Annotated in this window: 14 protein-coding genes, 1 tRNA gene and 1 pseudogene; 2 read left to right on the top strand and 14 right to left on the bottom strand. The window is 67.2% G+C overall.

Annotation, left to right across the window (positions count from 1 at the left end):
* Both D7Y21_RS34715 and D7Y21_RS34720 read left to right on the top strand, forming a co-directional pair.
* On the top strand, positions 1-2,033 hold a 2,033-nt coding region (locus D7Y21_RS34715; protein ID WP_147469459.1), incomplete at its 5' end, for a M13 family metallopeptidase.
* Between the two features lie 29 nt (positions 2,034-2,062).
* The gene (locus D7Y21_RS34720; RefSeq protein ID WP_120564099.1) at positions 2,063-2,311 is read left to right on the top strand and encodes a GlsB/YeaQ/YmgE family stress response membrane protein; all 249 of its coding nucleotides are present in this window, start codon (positions 2,063-2,065) and stop codon (positions 2,309-2,311) included.
* Between the two features lie 43 nt (positions 2,312-2,354).
* Here D7Y21_RS34720 and D7Y21_RS34725 read toward each other — a convergent pair whose 3' ends face one another.
* The 14 genes and pseudogenes from D7Y21_RS34725 to D7Y21_RS34795 all read right to left on the bottom strand — a co-directional run.
* On the bottom strand, positions 2,355-3,470 hold the full coding sequence (locus D7Y21_RS34725) for a hypothetical protein (protein WP_121717964.1): 1,116 nt from the start codon (positions 3,468-3,470) through the stop codon (positions 2,355-2,357).
* Positions 3,471-3,548: 78 nt separating this feature from the next.
* Entirely contained in the window at positions 3,549-4,583 is a 1,035-nt protein-coding gene (locus D7Y21_RS34730; protein ID WP_120564101.1) for a PA0069 family radical SAM protein, read from the bottom strand.
* Positions 4,584-4,633: 50 nt separating this feature from the next.
* Entirely contained in the window at positions 4,634-6,295 is a 1,662-nt protein-coding gene (locus tag D7Y21_RS34735) for a DUF4135 domain-containing protein (RefSeq protein WP_121717965.1), read from the bottom strand.
* Between the two features lie 142 nt (positions 6,296-6,437).
* Positions 6,438-7,037 carry a hypothetical protein gene (locus tag D7Y21_RS34740; RefSeq protein WP_121717966.1) on the bottom strand — a complete coding sequence of 200 codons (600 nt, stop codon included), beginning with the start codon at positions 7,035-7,037 and terminating at the stop codon, positions 6,438-6,440.
* A 298-nt stretch (positions 7,038-7,335) separates the two neighbouring features.
* Positions 7,336-7,515, bottom strand: a pseudogene (locus tag D7Y21_RS43150) (integrase core domain-containing protein); the annotation flags it as partial.
* Between the two features lie 180 nt (positions 7,516-7,695).
* Positions 7,696-8,292, bottom strand: a complete 597-nt coding sequence (locus D7Y21_RS34750; RefSeq protein WP_147469460.1) for a hypothetical protein — start codon at positions 8,290-8,292, stop codon at positions 7,696-7,698.
* Between the two features lie 104 nt (positions 8,293-8,396).
* On the bottom strand, positions 8,397-9,506 hold the full coding sequence (locus D7Y21_RS34755) for a thiamine-monophosphate kinase (protein WP_121717968.1): 1,110 nt from the start codon (positions 9,504-9,506) through the stop codon (positions 8,397-8,399).
* Positions 9,503-10,495 (bottom strand): phosphotransferase, encoded by a 993-nt coding sequence (locus tag D7Y21_RS34760; RefSeq protein ID WP_158627397.1) that lies wholly within the window; start codon positions 10,493-10,495, stop codon positions 9,503-9,505. Before D7Y21_RS34760 ends, D7Y21_RS34755 begins: the two co-directional genes overlap by 4 nt.
* Positions 10,496-10,785: 290 nt before the next feature.
* Positions 10,786-11,388, bottom strand: coding sequence for a hypothetical protein (locus D7Y21_RS34765; protein WP_147469461.1), 603 nt, complete (start codon positions 11,386-11,388; stop codon positions 10,786-10,788).
* Positions 11,385-11,963 carry a dCTP deaminase gene (gene dcd / locus D7Y21_RS34770; protein WP_121717971.1) on the bottom strand — a complete coding sequence of 193 codons (579 nt, stop codon included), beginning with the start codon at positions 11,961-11,963 and terminating at the stop codon, positions 11,385-11,387. The genes D7Y21_RS34765 and dcd overlap by 4 nt, the downstream gene beginning before the upstream one ends.
* The gene (locus tag D7Y21_RS34775) at positions 11,953-12,597 is read right to left on the bottom strand and encodes an HIT family protein (protein WP_121717972.1); all 645 of its coding nucleotides are present in this window, start codon (positions 12,595-12,597) and stop codon (positions 11,953-11,955) included. The genes dcd and D7Y21_RS34775 overlap by 11 nt, the downstream gene beginning before the upstream one ends.
* Positions 12,598-13,104: 507 nt before the next feature.
* A tRNA-Gly gene (locus tag D7Y21_RS34785) sits at positions 13,105-13,177 on the bottom strand.
* A gap of 48 nt (positions 13,178-13,225) precedes the next feature.
* Entirely contained in the window at positions 13,226-13,504 is a 279-nt protein-coding gene (locus tag D7Y21_RS34790) for a hypothetical protein (RefSeq protein ID WP_199735555.1), read from the bottom strand.
* 56 nt (positions 13,505-13,560) lie between these two features.
* Positions 13,561-15,504: ABC transporter substrate-binding protein (locus D7Y21_RS34795; protein WP_233612395.1), on the bottom strand; the 1,944-nt coding region annotated here is incomplete at its 5' end.

Consider the following 15,504-nt stretch of genomic DNA (forward strand, 5'->3'; position numbering starts at 1 on the left):
TGGCCGCCGCCGCGCCGGCCACGCCCGCGCCGGAGGCCCCCGCCGTGCCCATGTCCGAGCGCCCCATGCCCCCGGGCCTGGACGCCGCGGTGATGGACCCGTCCGTGAACCCCTGTGACGACTTCTACCAGTACGCGTGTGGCGGCTGGCTGAAGGCCACGGAGATCCCCGCCGAGCGCGCGCGCTGGAGCCGCGGCTTCGAGACCGTGGCCGAGCGCAACCAGACCGTGCTGCGCGACATCCTCACCAAGGCCGCGGAAGGGCAGGGCGAGGGCACCCCGGAAGAGAAGAAGCTGGGGGACTTCTACGGCTCCTGCATGGACGAGGCGAAGCTGGAGCAGTCGCTGCCCGCGCTGCGCACGCACCTGGCGAAGCTCAACGGGCTGAAGAGCCCGCAGGCGGTGGCCGGTGCGGTGGCCTGGCTGCACGCGCGCGACGTGAACGCGCTGTTCCGCGTGGGTTCGGATCAGGACCAGAAGGACGCCACGCAGGTCATCGCCGTGGTGGACGCCGGCGGCCTGGGCCTGCCGGACCGCGACTACTACCTCAAGCCCGACGTGAAGATGCGCGAGGCGCGCAACGCCTACCAGGCGCACGTGCAGAAGGTGTTCGAGTTGTTGGGTGACGCGCCCTTCGTGGCCAGCCGCAAGGCCACGGGCATCCTCGCCATCGAGACGCGCCTGGCCAACGCGCGGCTGCCCAAGGAGGAGCGGCGCGAGCCGGAGAAGGTCTACCACCGCCTGGAGCGCCAGGGCCTGAAGAAGCTGGCGCCCGCCTTCCAGTGGGACACGTACTTCGCGCAGGTGGGGCTGCCGCCGGGTGAAGCGCTCAACGTGACGGAGCCGAAGTTCTTCTCGGAGGTGTCCGCGCTGGTGCGCCAGCAGCGCCCGACGGACATGGGGCCGTACCTCTCCTACCACCTGGTGAAGGACGTGCAGACGGCGCTGCCCAAGGCGCTGCGCGACGAGTTCTTCCGCTTCGAGTCCTCGGTGCTCACCGGCGCCAAGGCGGACCTGGCGCGCTGGAAGAAGTGCGTGGACGCCACGGACGACGCGCTGCCGCACGCGCTGGCCAAGCCCTTCATCGCGCGCACCTTCGGCGCGGACGGCAAGGCCACCACGCTGGACATGGTCCAGCAGATCGAGCAGTCCTTCGAGCGCAACCTGGACACGCTGTCCTGGATGGACGCGGAGACGAAGGCGCAGGCGTTGGTGAAGGTGAAGAAGATCACCAACAAGATCGGCTACCCGGACCAGTGGCGCAGCTACGACGGGCTGACGGTGACGCGCGACTCGTACCTGGACAACATGCTGGCGGCGGACGCGTTCGAGCAGGCGCGCCAGCTGCGCAAGGTGGGCCAGCCGGTGGACCGTCAGGAGTGGTTCATGTCGCCGCCCACGGTGAACGCCTACTACAACGCGGCCACCAACGAGATTGTCTTCCCGGCGGGCATCCTCCAGCCGCCGTTCTTCGGGCGGGACGCGTCCGCGGCGGTGAACTTCGGCGCCATGGGCATGGTGGTGGGCCACGAAATCACCCACGGCTTCGACGACGAGGGCCGCCAGTTCGACGCGGACGGCAACCTGCGCACGTGGTGGACCCCGGCGTCGGACAAGGCCTTCCGTGAGCGCGTGTCGTGCGTGAAGAACCAGTACGACCAGTACACCGCCGTGGACGACGTGAAGGTGAACGGCAAGCTCACCCTGGGCGAGAACGTCGCGGACCTGGGCGGCCTCAAGCTGGCGTACGCGGCCATGGAGGCGTACCTGGCCAGGCACCCGGACCAGGCGGCGAAGGCGAACTCCTACCGCTTCACGCCGGGGCAGCAGTTCTTCCTCGCGCACGCGCAATCGTGGTGCTCGAAGATTCGTAATGAGGCTGCGCTGCAGCGGGCGCTGACGGATTCACACTCGCCGGCGTTCCTGCGCGTGAAGGGGCCGGACGTGAACCTGCCGCAGTTCCAGCAGGCCTTCTCCTGCCCCGCGGGGGCGCCGATGGTGGCGCCCGCTGCGAACCGCTGTGAGGTCTGGTAAGGCTTCGGCCCTACCTGTCGGAGGACGTCATGGGAATCTGCTCGTGGCTGGTGTTGGGCGGTATCGCGGGCTGGCTGGCCAGCATCATCAAGGGCACCAACGCCCGGATGGGGATGTTCGCCAACATCTTCGCCGGCATCGTGGGTGCCATGCTGGGCGGCTGGGTGTTCAGCTTCTTCGGTGGCCGGGGCGTGACAGGCTTCAACCTGTACTCGCTGCTGGTGGCCACGGTGGGCGCCGTCATCCTGCTGTCCATCCTGCAAGCCATCCGGAAATAGCGGCCCCCTGAGGTGGGCCCTGGCGGCGTGGCCGCCGGGGCCTTCAGGGCGCTGGGGGCTCCTTCCGGGGCCCGCCGCCCGGCGCCTGCTGGAGCTGCATCACCTGGGCAAGCGCCTTCGCGAGCCGTTCCGAGGCCTGACCCACCTCCTTCACAGGGCTGGGCGGCATCCGGCCCGTGACGTCCACCGGGTGCAGCGAGGCGAGGAATGCAGGGAGGTCGTCGCCCGATTCCATCCCGCTTCGCAGCTGGAGGATGTCGCCCTTGGCGTCGTAGAAGGCCGCCAGCGAGAGGTTGTCGCGGTAGGCCTGCAGCAGCACCCGCACCAGGAACAACACCAGCACGGTGATGGTGATGCGCAGTGAGAGCACGCCGACGTCCACCATGTAGCTCCGGTTCACCTGGTTCAGCCGGTCGATCTCCGCCTTCATCGCGAGGACTGCTTCCTGCCGTTGGGTCTCCTGACTGTTGACGTTCTGGAGCGCCTGATCGACCAGGATGAGCTTGTTGATGATGAACTGGCCGTATTCCTTCAGGAGGACCCTGCCCGCTGGTTCGATTTCCCTGCGGGCCAGCCTGAGCTGCTCCTGGGCTTCCGACAGCTCGCGATTGAGGGTGGAGGCCGTCACGGCGGGCCGGGGCTGGATGATGTCCTGGGCGAGCACGAAGATGGCCAGCGCGGCGGAGATGGACGCGATGACCAGCGTCAGGAAGAGCCACGCAAGCCTGCGCAGGTTCTCCGCGCGCTGCCTCAGGTTGCGGATGACCTGCTGGACGACCGGATCCTTGCTGCGCGTGAGCGGCTCGGTGTCCGGGCGGGGCAGCAGGAAGAACGTCATGATGGCGAGCGCGCCCAGCATGGCGCCCACCCACAGCGAGAGCCCCCGGGCATAGCGGAGGTCCAGCTCGTTCAAGAGGGAGAAGGCCAGCAGGCCGAAGCTGGCGGTGAAGAGCGTGGCCTGGAGGATGGCACGTGCCCGGTCCTTACGGAGGACCGCGAGGAGCGTCAGGGAAAAGCTCAAGAACCCCACGCCCGTGGAGATGGGCCAGACCGAGCCTCCGTAGCCGTAGCTGCCGTAGGCGGCATGCGTGATGAGGCCCGTGCCGCAACCGACGGTCAGCGGGAGCAGCGCTTGGGACAGGAAGGGGAGGATTTTCATGGCGGCCCCCGGGATGAAATCCGTTCACACCCCGTGAAATCAAGGTGAGGGCCGGACACGCCCGGAAGGGGCCGTGTTTTAGAAGAGCGACAGCTGGGGTGAGGTGGAGGGCCGCGCGGGGCGCCGGAAGGTGTCCGGCGCGGCCTCCGTGATGGACGACGCGCGCATGCCCACCTTTCGCGACGCCGTCGCGAAGAGCTGGTGGATGGTTTGGGCGTAGAGCCCTTCGCCGCGCATGCGGTGCTTGAAGCGGCTGTCGGTGAGCTCCCCGCCGCGCGTCTCGCGGATGCGGTGCAGCACCCGGTCCGCGCGCAGGGGCAGCTTCGTGCGCAGGCGCTCCTCGAAGACAGCCTGTACGGGGCCAGGAAGCCGCAAGAGCGTGTAGTGCGCGCGCGTGGCGCCGGCCTCACGCGCGGTGGTGAGCACCCGCGCGATGTCCTCGTCGTTGAGGCCCGGGATGATGGGGGCCACGGACACGGCCACGTCGATGCCGGCCTCCGTGAGCTTGCGGATGGTGGCCAGGCGCCGCTTCGGTGTGGCGACGAGCGGCTCCATGGCGCGCGCCAGCTCCTCGTTGTGGAAGGGGAGGCTGATGCTCACGAACAGCTTCGTCTCCGCCGCCAGCCGCTGGAGCACGTCCAGGTCGCGCTCGATCAGCACGCCCTTGGTCACGATGCCCACGGGGTTGCGGTACTCGGCGCAGACCTCCAGGCACTGGCGGGTGAGCCGGAGTGACGCCTCCAGGGGCTGGTAGCAGTCCGTGACGCCGCTGAAGACGACCGTCTCTCCCTTCCACGACGGACGGTCGAAGGCTTCGCGCAAGAGCTCCGGGGCGTTGGGTTTGACGACGAGGCGGGTCTCGAAGTCGGTGCCCGCGCCGAAGTCCAGGTACTGGTGCGTGGGGCGCGCGTAGCAGTAGGCGCAGGCGTGGAGGCAGCCCCGGTACGGGTTGACGCTCCAGGAGAAGCACACGTCGGGGCTGTCGTTGCTCGCGATGATGGAGCGGCTGTGGTCCTCCCAGACTTCCAGGCGCGCGGGGGGAATCTCGTCCAGGTACTCCACCGCGGTGCTCGCCCAGGGGTTGGGCGGATTGTCGACAGGGCGGGCCTTCACCCGGCCAGGGTGCGGCTGAAAGCCCGTTCAGTCAAGGCGCCCGTGCCCCGTCAGAGCAGCGCGCCACACCCGAGCGTCGTCTCCAGCGCAGTGCGCAGCCGCTGCTTCAACTGCGGCCGGCCCATGGTGCCCCGCAGCGGGTTCAGCTTGTTGCGCACCTCCGTGAGGTTCGCCACCGTCACGCCTTGCCCGGTCGCGGCGATGTAGGTGACGCCCTGGGTCCGCAGGGGCGAGAAGAAGTGCTGGCGGTTGTGGGGCTCGAACAGGGCCCCGGGGACCGCGTTGTGCTGGCCGCCGTACCACGTCAGCCATTCGAACAGTCCCTGGCCCATGGCATGGACCTCCGTCCCCAGGGTGCCGTTCATGTTCTGGGTCATGCCCTCCGCGTGCGCGCGGCACATGTCCGTCGTCATCAGGAGCACGCGCGCCATGGGGGCGACGTTCTGGAACTGGTTGAGCCATGCGTCCACCCGGCCCGTGTTGATGGCGGTGACGATGCGGTCCACCTCCTCGCGGATGCCGGCCAGGATTTCGTTCGGGTACGTGGCGGCCTGGACCCAGGGGCCGTGGGGCGCGGTGCTGAAGCCCGCGTTGACCTCCTGCTGGTTGTAGGGCGCGGACACCGCGCTGGCCTGCCACTGTCCCCGGTAGAGGTCGGTGGTGAAGACGCCGCCCACCATGCTGTGCGGCGGCGGGGCGATGCGGAGCACCTGGGACAGCGCGGCGTGGGCGATGGGGTTGTCGAGCGGCCCCGCGGGGTAGTTGAAGCCCATCTCCGCGTCGATGAGGTGGGGACCCTGGGCCGTGGCCATCACGTTCTCGTGATGGAGGTCGGTGATGCCAAACACCGCAGACACCGTGATGAGCCGGCCCAGCTTCCGGAAGTACGTGGGCTGATTCCCCAGGGCGATCTGCCGCGTCTTCGCGACCATCTGCATGTAGCCGTATTCCCCCCGCGCGTGCGGAAACGCGACGATGCGGATCGCCGGAAGGTCCGCGTCGAGCGTGGTGAAGAGGCTGTCGGTGTACGGCATCAGGGCGGGGTAGTGCGTGCGGCAGATTTGGTACGACTGGGGGTCGCCCATGAGCAGCAACTGGAAGGTGAGGTCCGACGGCTTGTAGACGACCCGCCCTCCGCAGGAGAACCGCAGCAGCGCGACGCGGTGGCCCGTGTGGTGCGGGTCGCTGCCGGTGACGTCCACGTCGGCGAGGCCTCCGGCGATGCCGAAGGCGTTCTGCAGCAGGGCGCGGTCCCCCATGATGCGGCTCACCAGCGAGGCGCCGAAGTCCACGTGGGCCCGCACCATGTCCTGGATCATCCGCCAGACGCGATCCGCCGGAGTCTCCGCGAGCGTCTTCACCGTGCCCAGTGCGTTGCGGCCCAGGCTCCAGGCGAAGCTGAGGGGACGCAGGTTCCAGGCATTGTCCACGGCGCCCCACTCCCTGCGCGCGGACAGCCCGGCGGCCGCCGAGCAGGGGCCATACAGGTCCATCGCCGTGCGGTGGAGGAAGTTGTTCGCCAGCAGCGTGCCCATCTGGCTCTGGAACCCCGCCAGCTTGAGCACGCCCGCCAGCTGGCTCACCACCTGCTTGAGGGCGTCCTTGATGAACGGCTTGACCGCGTTCACATGCGGAGGCGCGCCCTGGATGACCGCCGTCCCCATGAACGTCGTCACTTCGTTCAGCGCGTCGTTGATCTCGGTGTCGTACATGGCGGAGGGCCCAGGGGAGGGACGGCAACGTTCACTGCCGGGCAGTGTAGCTGCCCTTCAGTGCGGCCCCCCTCCAGCGCCCGCCCGACACGTGCACGGCCTCGCGTGACCCATCCCGGGTCAACCGGGACGGCTCTTGTTCTCAGCGCAGGACGGGCCTGCCCGTGAGCAGGTCCCGGTGCAGCGCTTCGCTCAAGATGAACCGGCCCTCCTGTCCGAGCAGGTGGACCGGGAGCACCGACGCGAAGTCGCCGACGACGGCCTCCGGCACCACCTCGCGCCAGGCCTCGTCGTCCGTGATGAGCGTGTCGACCGCGAGCGACTTGAACTCCACCTGGTGGCCTTCCTCGATGAAGACCCTGGCGCTCAGCCGTCCGCCCACACCCAGCGTGTCCATGTCGAACGAGTTGGCATACAGGACGTTCGCCACGGTCAGGTTGCCCGTCACCCGGAGCTCCGAGCCGCAGACCAGGTCGCGTGCGTGAAGGTCGCCCAGCACGTAGAGCTTGGAGCCGTCATCCTCGTTCTGGAACGCATCCGACAGGCAGCCCTTCACCGTCAGATTTCCTGCGACGATGAGGACCTCGTTGGCCTCCAGCGCGAAGTCGCCGTCGAGCTCCAGGTCGCCTTCGCGCAGCGCGAAGTGGAGCTCCTCCGCGTCGTCCTCGAAGGGCGTCTCCAACAGGTTGGCGAGCAGTTCGTTGGCGCGGGCGCTGTCGGTCGGCTGGAAGTGGCTGGACATGCGCCAGAATCTAACGGCGGGAGGGGGGCCCGGAAACACGAAGGCCGGTGGTTCCGCGAAGGAACCACCGGCCTGTGTCTCTTCAGAGCGGCGGAAGGGATTCGAACCCTCGACCCCGAGCTTGGGAAGAGCGGCCTCGCCTCGTGCAGGCGTTATCAGCCATTTACAAGCCCTCACAGCGGAGCTTGAATGTCATGAGCAGGTTGACGTGTTGGAGAGGTGAGGAGGGAGTGTACCGCACCGGATTGTTGAGACACCAGATTGGTTGTAAGCAGGCCGCCTGCTTCGACTGTATCAGCGCTCGCCGGGCCTGACTCGGCGAGCGGAAATGGTGGCGCTCCAGCAGCCAGTGCTCGTTGTTCCGGTGGGCCCACTCCAACAGCGCCTGTCGGAGTGCCTCCACGGTGGAGAAGATGCGCACCCAGAGCAGTTGCTCCTTGAGGGTGCGGATGAAGCGCTCGACGCAGCCGTTGCCCTCGTGACGCGCTACGAGGTGAAGGTGGAGAACTTCCTCGGATTCCTCCACCTCGGATGCATCCTCATCCTCTTGAGGCAATTCTGAGATCACCTCTATACTGCTGTGTACGGACTGTCTCACTCACGTTGGCAGAGAGGGAGGTCCCTATCCGTCTTATGCTCGCGTACCCCTCCGGTAGAGTTATTGGCGGCTCGGTCGACATAAAGCCTTTGAGCTCTGCTCGCTGACTTGTCCTGTGCTGTCCGACGGCTCACCTCCGATCAAGACTTCGAGCCAGGGGAGCAGCATCGCCGACCACGTTTCCAGCCTCTCGGCGTCGGCCGCGAGCTCGGGGAGGGATTGCACCGTCACCTCGCCGATAGCGTCCTCGGCCACCGCGGTAGGCAGCGCGGACAGGGTCCACAAGCCGATCAGCCCGACGTGGACGCGACCCACCACTGTGTCGTTGTCGACCAACATCCCGATCCAGCGTCGGTCTTCGCACGCGGCCCCGCCCAGTTCCTCCACCAGTTCGCGTTCGGCTGCGCGCTCGATCGTGGCCAAGAGATCGATCCGGCCTCCGCGCGACACTGCGTCCACGAGGTCAACATGGCCACCGAGGCCAATCGACATGCGGCCATGCAGCCTCGCCTCGCCCCCGGCCGGCGTGCGCGTGTAGCGCACGAGCCGCGAGCCCATCCGAAGTACGACGTAGGGGATGATCTGCCGATACTCCTCCATCTCCTCAAGATCGCGTCGCGGTCCGAACCAGAGGCCAGCGGACTCAAGCGTTTGCATTGCCCCCTCGCAGTTTATGGGGACGAATCCCGTCCGCCCCAATGCAGCCGGTAGGCACGCCGTTCGGGCTGCAAGGATGAGGCGGAGTTCGGGGACTGTCGATGTCATTCGGCGCTCCTAGAGGTCAATATCGGCGTATTGAGGATGTAGCCGAGGTGCCCCTCAAGCCCCGCGTTGAAGCCGCGAACCAGAAAGTTTTCGTTCCGGACCGGTGTCACGTCCAACGTTCGGCCGCCCAGCGTTGCCGTCAACCCACCGGACTCCGGAACGACCCAACCGAGTGGGCGCCAGTCGATTTCATTCTCGCGACAGCAGCGCTCAAAATCCGCGACCCTCGTGCCGTCCACCACTGCGGCAACCGACCAGTCGCCCCACGCGAAGAACAAGTTCCACGGACTTGCGACGGTAGTCGACGCCGCAGCGTCCTTCACCTCTTGCGACAGAAGCGCCCCGTCAAGTTCGAGAGTGAACCCGCAGCCTGATGCACTCGCTATGTTCTCGATGGCGCCGAGCAGGCCATCTGAGGTGTCGGAAGCCGCCAGCACTAGATCGCGCTCGGCCAGCAGCCGCATGGCTCCGAGTTGGGGCCGAGGAAACCGGAGCGCGTCGGGCGCAGCCTCCGCTGGCGCGGTCCCGGCGACACCCAACTGCCTCTCGCGCTCCGAGGCCAAGAGGTAGTGCGCCATGAAAGATCCTGCGGGCCCAACGACAACCAGTCGGTCGCCTGCCCGCGCGCCGTTTCGCCCGATGCGGCGGGCACCATCCAACACGCCCACTCCGAATACGCGCGCAGCGAGCATGGGGCCCTGGCGGAGATCACCACCTCCGTTCCGAAAGCCAAATTCGGTCATGGCCGAGAAGTAGCCACGCATGAACCGCGCGAGGACGTCCACCTCGAGGTCTGCGGGTGCGTCGACGCAGTTCGCGAGGAGGAGGGGCTTCGCCCCTGCTGAGGCGACATCGCTGGCCGTCGCGACCACGGCGAGCCAGCCGGATGCCTCCCAGTCGTCCCGGTGCGCGGCCAGGCTGCGAATGATCGGGCGCGGCCCAACGTCAGCGGTGACTGCGAGGGTGTCGCCGCCCGCCTCAATGAACACGCAGTCGTCGCCAGCCTGAGTGAGCCTGTCGGCGGAGCGCGCGAGCGGCAGCACCACTTCCCTTAAGACGCGGAACTCGCCAAGATCGCCAAGCGTCACCTTCTTGGACGTGCTCATACGGTTGTGGCTGCCAGTACGGTCGGCTCAAGCAACTTCGATAGTTGTAGTACAGTTGCAATAAGGGCGGGCTGATTGCGTGCGCTGTCCAGGTGAACGAGTAGGCCGTAGCCCACGAGCAGGAGAGGAATCAGATACTCCGCAGTCCAATCCTTCTCGATCGCCCGCTCTTTTGCCTTTTCCCAGATGACGTTCTTGATCACCTCGGCACGAGCGCGCACCGGCTGCGGCAGTGCGGCTAGATCGTCATGCGGCTCAAGGAAGCAGGCCAGCGAGAGAATCGCACCTTCGTCGATCTGAGACGGCAGCGTCGTTCCCCGAAGGTTTAGGTCGAGCAGGACATAGTCGACCACAACATGCCGGGAGTTAGTTGCCCAGCCGAAGTCGATGATCTGGACACCATCATAACTGGTGAGCACGATATTCTTAGGGTGCAAGTCGCCGTGCACGGCCCCTAGGATGCCCGAGAAGGGCATCCGGTGCCTGATTATGCGGCGGACAACCTCGGTTGGATTCGGCCATTCGCGGCCAAACGCGTGAGTACGCGCCTCCTTCCCGAACAGCAACTGTGGCAAATGCTCGGCCTTGTCGCTTGTCGTCTTCCTCAAGTATCGTTCGTATTGTTCCTCGTAAGTAGCCGCCTCGGCTTTGGGACGAGCCCTTCCGGCTCGGTGCGAAGGTGCTACTGAGTCGAGCGCCTCGGCGATGAGGCGCCCGATCTTGATCCAGTCGGTCGTATGCGTCGGATTGGGCTCGTCTTTGTTCTCCAAGAGACGCCACAGATCACGCACTTCTACCTTGTTTCGACTGCCATCCGGCTGCACCTCCGACATGGATTGGAAGGGAGAGACCAGAACGGCTCTTTCAGGATTGGTTTCGTCAAGCTGCAGCGGGAAGGCGAACTTGGACCGCGCCTGCCCTGCGAGCAGGGGCCAGTTTCCGGCGCCGTCCTTCTCGGCGCGAAGCTTGTCGCGCGCTCCGATCTTCACGACCAGAGGCTGCGACGCCGTGCGCCTTGTCGATTCATCTGCTTTGTGTGCAAAGTATGCCACGTATACACTGGCGCCGCTCGCCCCCAGCGGGGCCCCGATGCGGTCGAGTGGCAAAACCACAATCTCAACTTCGTCAAGCGGTATCCGGCAGGGTGCTGAGGGAGACTCAAATGCGCTGGGCCATACCTGCTTTAGTAGATGTTCGCATTGGTATAGGCGCTCAAGAGCACTCTGGAGCGCCTCGGCGGCCGCCGACTCCATCATATCCGGTACCAGCCTATTCGTGCTCACGCTGCATCGCTCCAAGGGGGGGTGAACGGCAGAGAAAGGTCCGGCCCCTGACCGACAATCCATAGGCCGTCCGAGATGGCCATGACCGCGCGGCGCAGTTGCTCATGGCCGACTTCAAGGTGCGGCGGAACCGTCTCACCTGAGTCATCAAAGAGGCATACTGCGTCCTCTCGCCACTGGGCGACCCGGAGCACATGCTGAGCGGAGCGAATCGGATCGGTCGACATGAGCATGTGGTAGTCGACGCCGACGCCCACCACGGCCTTCCGGTCAAGGGCGGTGGTGAGGACGTCCTCCCAGACCACCCAGTGAATGATGTTGAACGGGACGCGCCGAAGACGGAACGGAAGCCCGAGTTCCCGGCACATCCGGTTGACCCCACGTTCCGCGTCCGCGCCCCTAATACCCGGCGGGTGCTCGTCAGTCGCCAGTGCTAGCCCGAGCGGGTTCTCCTGGTCCGGCCGGACGCGGACGCCGAGGATGCTGGGAAGGGCCTCGGGAACGGGGCACGGCACGCCGAGCCGCACCAGCGCGGCATGAATGAACGCAGGCACGCAGCATTGGGGTGGCCAGAGCCGGGGCCGCGACTCGACCATCACGTGCCCCCTCCCAGGAGATCGCGCCACTCCTCGTGAAGCAAAGGCGCCGACAGGGGATCGGCGCCCTCGTAGATGCTCGGCCGCGTTGCCCGCTCTGCGACCCCCGATAGCCGGACGAAGCGCAGGTGCGCTACTGGCATACCCGCCTCCAGTTCCAGCGATCTGGCGTTGTGGTTGTAAAGCTCGAGAGTGAGCGGCGACGGTGTCTTACTGCCGAAGCCGGGGCTCACTAGGTCGGCCCCGCAGGTGATGCCTAAGCCGAAGCGCGCGACGTGGGAGAGTGGAGAGATCTGCGCGGCGAGCGTCGGCGACAGGCGGATCCTCTCCAGTGTACATCCGAGCACGAAGGCGCCGGGCTCAATCAGAAGCGTATCCGCCTCGTCTGCGGGCATGAGCGCATCCGCGCCCGTACTTGGCGCCCACAGCCGGATGGGAGCGGCGCCCGCCGTCCAGCGGCGGAACCGCCGCCCGAGCCGGAGCACATAGCTCGCTCCCTTGAGTTGCGTTTCGGAGAAAGGCTGTATGTCCAGGGAGCCCGCCTCGCGCTCGGCTAGGATGGCTGCGTCAGCCAGCATTCGAGGCCGCTCGCGCAAGCGTTCTGACGAGCGCCGGCTCGACATGCCCATACGCCCGCCAGTCCCAAGGGGCATTGAGCTCAAAGTGCTCCACCAGCCGCCGGCGGAAAAATTGCGACGGAAAGCGACTCGGCTCCGCCCGCAGGTCGCGGACCCACGTTTCGTTGGTGTCACCAAGGAGGAGGTAGTGATCGACCCCTTTCAAAGCGGTCCAGGCGGCGGCAAGGCGGTCGAAGCGCTGGTCAGCCTCAGGAAAGAGCGCATGGGGCGCCGCCCTCCTGGGGAGCGGGACGATGTGGAGGTGCGCGTGGTATATGCCGCAGCCGCCCGCACTTGCCGCCGTAGCTCCGTGCTCAAAGTAGACGGGATGGCCGAACGTCGCCACTCGGCCCATCATGTCGCCAATCAAGTTGAGCATCTCAGACCGAGCGTCCGCGTCGAGCCCGGAGCATGTCTCAACGTGAGTGATCGGAAGCACGAGGAGGCTTCCTTCGAAGAGTTGCCCGAGAGTCGGTATTGCTACGAACCGGGAAGTCCGAGCTACAATCCTGGAATCCGCCACGCTGTGGTAGATCTCATTGAAGCGGGCCGGACCTCCTGTCCCGAACTCTTGGCAGAACTCGCAAATTGGCATTGGGCAGCTCCCAGCAGGGATTAGTCGAGACGACACCGCGAGGCCCTCGATAAGACTGGGCTAGGCTAGCCCATGCTAATCAGTGGGGAAAAAGGCCGCTGTCCCACCAGTCCCGCCTGTCCGGCGTTCCCTCCCGCTTTTGAGGGGCAGGTGGCGCGCGCGAGTGGGTGTACCGGCGGAAGCGGCCGGAGGGGACGGTGCTATATACGGCAGCGCGGGGCAACCTCGCCACGCTGTTGGCACGTACCTCTTCTACTTCGCCGCATGCACGGGCTCGCTGGGGACCGAGGTGTGGAAGACGGACGGCACCCGCGAGGGCACCACGTTCGTTATGGACGTCGAGCCGGGCAGCGGCAAAGGCGTGTACTGTACTGTCAGAGACTGGGGATGGGAGCGGTGGGACAGGCTTCGCGCCGTTTGCTGCATCCTTGCTGCAAGACGGCCCGAGGCCCGGAAACACGAAGGCCGGTGGTTCCGCGAAGGAACCACCGGCCTGTGTCTCTTCAGAGCGGCGGAAGGGATTCGAACCCTCGACCCCGAGCTTGGGAAGCTCGTGCTCTACCAACTGAGCTACCACCGCGGGTGATGCGTGAAGCGGGGCCCAAAGTAGGGGCGGGGCCCTGCCTTGTCAACGGGAAGAATCGCCCGGTGTCTGGCGAACCTTTCCGCAGGCGGCGCAGTACCGGGCCTCAGGGGTGCGCAGCGGTTTGCCGCAGTCCGTGCACGGTGGCCCGTACTGCGCGATGCGGTGGTGAATCACCACGTTCGGATGGCAGCCCGCCTGGCCCGTCAGCCGCTCATAGGCCTGGCTGACGGGGGCGAAGCGCGCCTCCATGGTGGGCTCCGACGAACGGAACGCGGCGCGGTAGAGGTTCGACACCTCCTCGAACTCCACCTCGTCCAGCATCGGCACCTCCTGCTGGCATCGCCAACACCACAGCGGCTTCATCGCGAACCCTCCGGCTATTCGCCCTCCTCGACGGTGAGCTGGTACGAGTCCTGAAAGTTCGCCTCGCGGTTCTTCGCGTCGCGTACCTCGAAGACGTAGACGCCCGGCTCCGCGCTGTAGCGGATGGTCTCCGGCAGGTCGCCCTTGGCGCGGTCGGACGTCTGCACCAGGGTCAGCTTTCCGTCCGGTTGCACCCGGTGCAGGTAGAGCCCCACGTCCACCTTCAGGATGCCCAGCAGCGTCGCGGTGATGGCCGTGCGCACCGGCCGGTCGGACAGGTCCACCCGGAAGTAGTCCACGTCCTTCGCCGGGTACACCGTGCCGCGCACCGCCTTGCCCAACGTCAGGTCCTGCGCGCGGTCGGCGGTGTTGTTGGGCTCGCGCTCCTCGCTGCCGTTGTCCGGAACCGTCGTCACGCTGATGCGGTAGGGCTGGTCCGCGTTCTCGAAGTCCTTCACGAACTTGCCGTTCACCTTCCGGAAGGAGCCCTCCACCCGGAAGTAGCAGGTGCCGCTGCACGCCACGTTGTTCAGCCGCTCCGGCTCCTTGATGGCGCCGTCGTTGGCCTTGAGCAGCACCGTCTCCTTCTGCCCATCCCCCTGCGGCGGCTCCACCATCGACAGCGTCAGGTCCAACCGGTCCACGCCCGACAGCTCCACCTTCGCCAGCACCGGCTCGCGCGCGTTCAGCACGTAGTGGTCCACGTCCGACTTGGGCGACAGGAAGCCCTCGCGGAAGCCCGCGCCCGTCAGCGGCGTGGCCTTGAGCAGCTCGTCATTGGGCTCCAGCTCCGCGTGGGCCCCCGCCTCCTCCTGGGACACCGTCAGCGTGTAGGGCACCTGCGCGTTGTACGTGCGACGCTGCGCCTTGCCCGTCCCCGTCCAGCCGCCCTTCACCACCACGTAGACCACCCGGTCCGTGGCCCTCACGCCGATGTTGCGCAGCGCGAGCGGCTCGCCCTCCTTGCCCTGCAGGGTGAAGAGCGGCGCCTCCGCGGCGGACAGCACCGAAATCTCCGGCCGCACGCCCTCCACGGCGGACAGCTCGATCTTCAGCGCCACCGACGGCACCTCCGGCTCGGGAGGCGGGAGGCCCGCGTCCGCTGCCTCGGCCGCCACTGCCCCGCCCAGCTCCCCGGGCGCCGTGGGCATCGCACCCTCAGGGGGCGGCGCGGGCGGCTCTCCGCCTCCGAACGTGCCCTCGGGGGAGGGTGCCGCGCTGTCGTCGATGACCGGCGTCTCGTCCGGCACGGACGGCGGCGGCACGGCCGCGGGCGTCGAACCCGGAGCCTGCGCACCCGGGGCCTCGGGCGTGGTGCCCGGGGCTCCGCTGTCCTGGACGGCGGGGACTTCACCCTCGGGCGTGGCGGGACCGGGCAGCTCCACCCGGTACCAGTCCTCGTCTCCGGAGTGCCCCAGGAACGCCGTCACCGTCTGCCCCAGCGGCAGCGCGGCGGCGTCCACGGCGCGGTCGTTGGGCTCGCGCTCCTCGCCGTCGTTGGGCTGGCTGTACTTCACCTCCAGCGTGTACGCCCCGCCCGTGCCCTTGCGCGCGGGCGACACCACCAGCCAGCGCTCCTTCTCCACGTAGAGGTTCGGAAGGCGCTCTCCCTTGCCCTCGCCCTCGCTGTTCACGCCCACCAGCCGGTTGCGGTCCTGGTCGTAGACGTCCAGCTTCACGTCCCCGCCCGGCAGGCCCGTCACCGTCACGTCCGCGATGCGCGGGGTGCCCGGCGCCAGCCGGTACCAGTCCTCGTCCAGCTTGTTGGGCTCCGCCGCCAGACCGCCCGTCACCACGCTGTCACGCGTGACGGCCAGCGCCTGGTCGGGCCGCTCGTTGGGCTCCTTCTCCGTGAGGGCAGAGGGGCCCGTCTCCTCCACGCCCGCGTCCGGCGCCTCCTCCGGCACGTCCTTCTTGCAGGAGGCCACCCCCAGCAGCCCCAGCCCCAGGACACAGAC

This window comes from Corallococcus sp. AB045 (assembly GCF_003668895.1).
In the GTDB taxonomy this organism is placed as follows: domain Bacteria; phylum Myxococcota; class Myxococcia; order Myxococcales; family Myxococcaceae; genus Corallococcus; species Corallococcus coralloides.